This window comes from Vibrio plantisponsor (genome assembly GCF_013041605.1).
GTDB lineage: Bacteria > Pseudomonadota > Gammaproteobacteria > Enterobacterales > Vibrionaceae > Vibrio > Vibrio plantisponsor.
Window position 1 is genome coordinate 21414 of record NZ_JABEQC010000022.1, and the last position, 6714, is coordinate 28127.

Annotated in this window: 6 protein-coding genes; 1 reads left to right on the forward strand and 5 read right to left on the reverse strand. The window is 44.4% G+C overall.

Annotated features, from left to right (window positions below):
* Positions 1-4 precede the first annotated feature (4 nt).
* The 5 genes from mtnK to HKI82_RS19785 all read right to left on the reverse strand — a co-directional run bounded on the left by mtnK (position 5) and on the right by HKI82_RS19785 (position 5470).
* Positions 5-1270 carry an S-methyl-5-thioribose kinase gene (gene mtnK / locus HKI82_RS19765; RefSeq protein WP_171138953.1) on the reverse strand — a complete coding sequence of 422 codons (1266 nt, stop codon included), beginning with the start codon at positions 1268-1270 and terminating at the stop codon, positions 5-7.
* A 65-nt stretch (positions 1271-1335) separates the two neighbouring features.
* Entirely contained in the window at positions 1336-2373 is a 1038-nt protein-coding gene (locus HKI82_RS19770; protein WP_171138954.1) for a substrate-binding domain-containing protein, read from the reverse strand.
* Between the two features lie 16 nt (positions 2374-2389).
* On the reverse strand, positions 2390-3373 hold the full coding sequence (locus HKI82_RS19775; protein WP_102943094.1) for an ABC transporter permease: 984 nt from the start codon (positions 3371-3373) through the stop codon (positions 2390-2392).
* Positions 3357-4907 carry a sugar ABC transporter ATP-binding protein gene (locus tag HKI82_RS19780; RefSeq protein ID WP_171138955.1) on the reverse strand — a complete coding sequence of 517 codons (1551 nt, stop codon included), beginning with the start codon at positions 4905-4907 and terminating at the stop codon, positions 3357-3359. Before HKI82_RS19780 ends, HKI82_RS19775 begins: the two co-directional genes overlap by 17 nt.
* 131 nt (positions 4908-5038) lie before the next feature.
* Positions 5039-5470: an RbsD/FucU family protein gene (locus tag HKI82_RS19785; RefSeq protein ID WP_171138956.1), complete on the reverse strand. Its 432-nt coding sequence runs from the start codon at positions 5468-5470 to the stop codon at positions 5039-5041.
* Positions 5471-5605: 135 nt separating this feature from the next.
* Between HKI82_RS19785 and HKI82_RS19790 the strand changes: the two genes are divergently transcribed.
* A complete protein-coding gene (locus tag HKI82_RS19790) occupies positions 5606-6598 on the forward strand; it encodes a sugar-binding transcriptional regulator (RefSeq protein WP_171138957.1) in 993 nt (330 codons plus the stop codon).
* The last annotated feature ends 116 nt before the right edge of the window (positions 6599-6714 follow it).

Sequence of the window (6714 nt, forward strand, 5' to 3'; positions counted from 1 at the left end):
CCTCTTAACAACTTTGCGCGAGTTGAGCCACAGTGGCGACATCTCGATAATTTTTAGCGTTCACGATCAGCTCTCGTGCCAATTTCAATGCTCGACGTTGGCATTCGCCACGAAGCTCTGGGCTTTCAATTTGTTTAAAATCAGCAACACCCGCAAAACCAATAATGCGTCGGTTCATTTCTAAACCTGCGTTGACTAACGTGTCTTCAAATAGAGTGGTAAAGAATTCATGCTGGGCGGCTTTTAGCGCACGTTCACCCAATCCATTTTGGTAGATTTCTGTTGGGTAGGCTTCGCCTTGCTGTTTCTCATTCCATAGTTCAGTAAAGTGTGAAACAAACACCTCCCACGTCACGGAAACTTGCTGTAACAAGTACTCTTGTGATTCACGACATGCTGCCTCATCTGTTTCCCAACCTGGACGTGAGAAGTAAGCCATCAGTAAATTGCCGATGTAGTTACCAATATCGAATGCCATTGGCCCCATAAAGCCAAATTCAGGATCGATGACTTTAGTATCGGTATCCGTCACCATAATAGATCCGGAGTGTAAATCACCATGCAGTAAGGCTTGTGCTTCGGTCATGAACTTGTATTTGTAACGCATGGCGACTTGGATCATTTCCTCGTCATTCCATACCTTACGAACATCCTCATCTAGCTCTGGAGAGTTCCAGTTATTGCGCTCTGCATCGTAATAAGGCTCTGTAAAGATGAGATCTTCTGTGATTTTGCACAGTTCGTGGTTGACGGCAAATTTAGACACCAGGGCTTTTTTCTCTGCCGCATCCATTCCCAAATCTGACGTATTAAAGAGTGTTTTGGCAAGAAACAATCCCACATCTTCACCAAGACCAGAGAAGGTTTGTCCGGCAATCAATTCTTTACGCAGAATGATATGGTCCGCCAAATATTCCATGGCAAATATCGCCATATCTTGGTCGTAAAAATACACTTGAGGGACTAAATCGTGTCCTGCGACTTCGGCTTCTATGTTTAACACGTTGTACTCAAAAAAAGCGCGTGTCAGTGACAACTGCCAGCTTTCGCCAGCGGCTCTAACGTATGGCAATGCTTGTTTGACAACAATAGTCTTAGCTAAACCTTGGACAATAAAAACTAAGTTCAAGTTGCCATCACCAACTTCACTCACTGTCCACTGATTGGGTTCTCCGCCCAGTTCCAAATCACTAGGCAGCTTGCCATGCAAGTATTGAGGTAACGATTCACTATTTAACGGCGTGTAGCCAGCTGGAACGGTATTCGACATAACGACCATCCTAAATATGATTAAATTGTGATTAGGGAGAAAATCTTCTCCCTTTTGACAAACGATCAGTTCATTTTTGGCATTGGCATCCAGTCAGATACCAGTACATCTGATGATGAGAACGAAGGAATTTTCTTCACTAAGTCATCCATGTTTTTGATGTTTTGCTTGTTCAACATCTCTTGCGTGATCAGCACAGGAGGAACGGTAACTTGGCTAGCAACAGCTTCACCTTTCAGTAAAGTCGCCAAAGCACGAACACTAACTTCACCCATAATCGATGGGTTGGTGGCAACCGTGGCTACCCATGCACTGTTTGGTTCACGCATGGCCTGAATATCTGAGTTAGAAATATCCGCACTGTAAATCTTCACATTGCTTGATAGACCCGCTTCATCAACCGCGATCTTGATACCTTTGGCAAACTCGTCATAAGGTGAAAACGCAACAGAAATGTCTGGGTTGGCACGGAATACCGCAGCCGCTTGGTCAGCAACTTGGTTTGGTATTGGGTTGTTCATGGTACCGAAACGAGAAATCTCATTGATGTTTGGATACTTCTCCTTGAACTCGGTAAAGACTTCGTCACGTCGGTCTAATGGTGGGATACCTGGCACGTACACATAAGCGGCTTTCCATGAATCGCCATTGTCTTTTACCGCTTGCTCCAAAGACATACGTGCAATTAGGTGATCATCTTGGTTAATTTGAGGAATACTAGGGTTATCAGCATTGACATCAAAGGCAACCACTTTAATGTTGTTCTGTACTGCCAGATCCGCCAAATCTTTAATTGAGTCGGTAAAGCCATGCTGTAGAACAATACCGTCATAACCTTTCATGATCGCCTGCTCTAGCTGGTTACGTTGTAACGAAGCATCTTGACGAGCATCGTAGACATCCAGTTTAAAACCCAATGCCTCTGCCTGACGTTTTACACCTTTTAGATACAACTCGGGAAAATCACCTTGTGACAAGTACCTAACATGAGCGATACGAATCTCTTTTCCTTCGAATGGGTTTTCTGTGTTTGCCGTTGCGAACCCAGAAACCATTGCACCTGCGATAGAAGCGCATAGTGTTATTTTGTTGAAGGTTTTCATTATAATTTCCTTATTGTTATGCACGTTTGTTGGATAAGCCAAATGTAAACATTAACGCCGCGACTAGTACCATGCCTTTGATAAAGTCTTGCGTGTAGTAAGGGGTGTTCATCATGGTCAGTCCGTTTAGCAGTACCCCGACGAAAAGCGCACCGATAGCCGAACCTTGTGCATTGGGCCTAGCCGCCCCAAGCACGGCGAAACCGATCAAAGCACCAGCCACGCCATCCATTAATAGAGAGTTACCAGAACTCACATCGCCACGACCAATTCGCGCAGCCAAAAGTATTCCACCAATTGAGGCGTAAACGCCTGACATCACATAAGCGACATAGCGATAGAACTTAACGCGAGCACCCGCCAGTTTGGCCGCTTGCTCATTAGAGCCAATCGCGTACATAACGCGCCCATGGCGTGTTCTCTCCAAAAATAGGTAAGTAATCACAGCCAGTACCAGCATGATCACCACCGGGACAGGAATGATGTCAAAAATCCGAGCACGACCTAAAAACAGAAAGCTTTCAGAAAACGTCCCGCTGGCAGTTTCACCATTGGCAAGGCTCATGCCCGTTGAAATTGAGCGTCCCTGAGTCGGTATTAATTGAAGACCCAATAATAAGAACATCATGCCCAGTGTGGTTAGCAGATCGGGAACCTTCATTTGCACTGTCATAAAGCCATTAACTAAGCCAACGATGACACCGACGGTAATGGCAGCGAGAATCGCCATCGTTGTACCGCCATCAAATACCACCATGACATAACTGGCCGTCATCATTGAAAATGCTGCGGTAGAACCGATGGAAAGATCAAAACCATCCACCGCCAAGGTCGCTGTAACCCCTAACGCCAAAATCGCAACAATGGATACTGATTGAAGAATAATCATCATATTGATCGTGCTTAAGAACGCGGGTTCAGCGACGGAAAAAAGCACTAACATCAGTGCTAGCAGAATCAGCAATCCATACTTAATGGCAAATTCACGCGTATTTTTCATCAGTCACTTCCTCTATTGTTGTGTTGTTATTATTTGGGGTTGGGGCGGCAGCGATTTGCTTAATCAGTGTCGGCATATGTACCTGATCAATCTGATGTATTCCTATCAACCGGTTATGGTTAAAAACAATAATCCGATCAGCAATTTCAAGTGCCTCTTCAATATCGGTACAGACGGCTATCGTCGCTCGGTCGGTCGCCGTATTTCTTAGCAGTTGGCCTATCTGCCGGCGAGACGAAATATCAACCCCCTGAAAGGGTTCATTGAGCAGAAGGACTCGACAGTCATCGATCATCCACCTTGCAACCATAGCCTTTTGTTGATTACCACCTGACAAGGTAGTCATTAACTCGGTTTGATCTGAATATTTGACTTTGGTGGTTTGAATGGCTTCTTCAACCACCTGTTTTTCCTTTTTGGTATCAATAAAACCAAACGTAGAGAATCGTTTCAAAAACGGCAGGCTGACATTCTTCTCTATCGAAAAATCGGGAATCAGTGCGTTGTTGCCTCGGTCCTCTTGAACCATAAACACACCGCTCTCTATTGCATGGGTAGGGTGACTGGGTGCCCAATGTTTACCATCCAGCATAATTTGCCCTGAAGCGAATGGGCTCATACCAAATATACCTTCGACGACCGAAGTACATCCCGAAGATAACAGCCCTGTCAGTACGACCACCTCTCCGGTGTGGAAAGACAAGTTGAATGGCTCTGTTTCAGGCTTGAGTTTTACATCAAGCAGTTCAAGAACCTTTTTCTCTCCAGGCTGATATTGATGGCTCACAGCACCAACCGCATGGCCCAGCATTGAGTCAACCGCAGCATCGTAATCCAGTGGTGGCTCAAAATAGCCAACTATCCGTCCTTCACGCAGAGCGGCTATGTTATCTGCCAACGTACGAATATCTGACATTCGATGAGAAATATAAACAACAGCCACACCTTGGCTGCGCATAGTTTTTACCGCTTCAAACAGCTTGACCGATTCGGTGTCAGACAGCGACGAAGTCGGCTCATCCAGAATAAGCAACTTTGGTTTGTCTGAAATAGCGCGGGCGATAGCCACTAACTGTTTATCCGCTTGCGACAACTCTGACACCTGAGTATCTAACGGTAGAGTAAGCCCTATTTTTTCAGCCAATGGCTTTGCCTGAGCTTCCAGTGCTTTCTTAGAGATGTAAGTTCCAAAGCGGCCATCACAAAGTTTGTCGAGCAAAAGGTTTTCGGCCACATTGAGATCTTGCACAACCCCGTCGTTGATAATTTGGTGAACGGTAATAATGCCAGCATCACGAGCAGATTGCGGTGTAGACACGTCCGCCTTTTTACCATTGATCAGTATTTCACCATCGTCTGCGCTGTAAACGCCACTGAGTATTTTTACTAACGTAGACTTGCCCGCACCATTCGCTCCCATCAATGCGAGCACACTACCACCCTGAATTGTTAAGCTCACATCATGCAATACAGTATTTTGGCCAAATGCTTTTTTAATGGCACGTATCTCTATTGTGTTGGATGTTTTTGACATGACCCACTCCATCTGCCGTCAAAATTTACAAACGTAATATTAAAAGAACAATTGTAAATCTTTCTGTGATGGAGATAGCAGATTAAAAAATGAGCACCCAGTGGGTACTCACGGTTGTAAAAAATTAGACGCTAGTCAAAGATCACACCTTTTTGTAAAACCATACACGCGTATGCTCGGCGATCATTGGTTCTAATCACTAATTGACACGACTTGGCTATTTCGTAAAAATCCTGCCTATCCACCAGCGCATACTTATGTGAAGCCTCTTCTGAAGATCGTTGAACATTAATGAAATCTTGCGCTGATTCAGTCAGTTCCTGACTTCCATCTTGAGCCATTATCAAAAATGGTGTTTCAGTAAATGCATCAAGAGGAAAGTGTTTCACAACACTCGTCAACACAGTAGAAGCGTCAACGCCAATAAGAGATATATGGGTATTGCTGCTATGAGAGTAAGAAGGGAAGTTTGCATCAACGATAGCCAGTCGGTCACCGTGGCCCATTTTATCCAATGCAAAAAGCAGTTCCGCACTCAAGAGAGGATCGATATGTTTAAGCATAACTATGTTTCCTTTTGTATTTACAACAATACAAAAGTATATTAAGTTCAAACTGTTTATGCTACTGAATAAACCTTTTATAATTATCCGAAGATGTAAATTTACGATCGCGATATAAGCAAGGAATAGCAGTCAATGACCGATGCTGTATTAAAAAATGTCAGTTCATTTAATAATGACCCGATTCTTCACGCGACTTGGCTCTATTATCAGGAAGGGCTGAGTCAAACCGAAGTCGCCAAGTTAATGGGTGTCTCTCGCGTAACGGTAGTGAAGTACCTGCAAACAGCGAGGGAAAAAGGACTGGTTCAAATCAACTTGGATTTAAACACCTTTTCTTCTATTGACCGTGCATTAGCAATTAAAGAAAAATTTTCGCTTGAGCGAGTGGTCATCGTCCCTGATGGGGAACACGTGAATCAACGAGAAGATTCTAAACTCATGCGTGAACGTCTAGCTCGTGCTGGCGGCATGTATTTAAATCAGGTTGTAGAGAGCGGAGATGTTCTGGGTGTCGCATGGGGACGAACCATCCACCAGATGAGTGAAGTGATGACGCCCAAGACATGTAAAAATGTCACTGTCATGCAAATGCTTGGTTCTATGCCAGCACAACCAGACTTTACCACTATTGAAGCTTCATCCCAGCTTGCACATAAGTTGTCGGGTAGCGTGGTTTCTCTGCACGTTCCTGCCGTCGTATCAAGCTCTCGACTTGCCGTAGAACTGCAAGCAGAACCGATCATCAGAGCAAACTTTGATGCGCTAACTCACTGCAATAAAGCGTTGTTCGTTGTCGGTAACGCATTAGATGAAAACCCATTAATTAGAGTGGGCGTTTTATCTAAGAAAGAAATGCAAAACTACCGTGAACTTGGCGCAGTGGGCGTCATCTGCGGCCGATTTTACGACCGCCTAGGTCGCCCTGTCGTTGCTGATATTGATTTTCGTATTTTAGGCATCAGCCTGGCTCAACTTCGACAAGTAGAACGTCGTATCTTCCTCGCGGGCGGTCAAAGAAACTACGATGCAACCTTAGGTGCGATTCTAGGTGGGTATGTGTCTGACTTAATTATAGACGAGGGCACGGCAGAGTTTTTAGTAAACGCCAATATACATACAATTTAATGACTATCTAAGAAATTTGAAAAGTAACGCTTTTTAGGACGACACAAATCATGGAACTAAATCATCAATCTACGATCTGATCAGCTAAGTTCATCCAAATACTTAGACTAATGGCC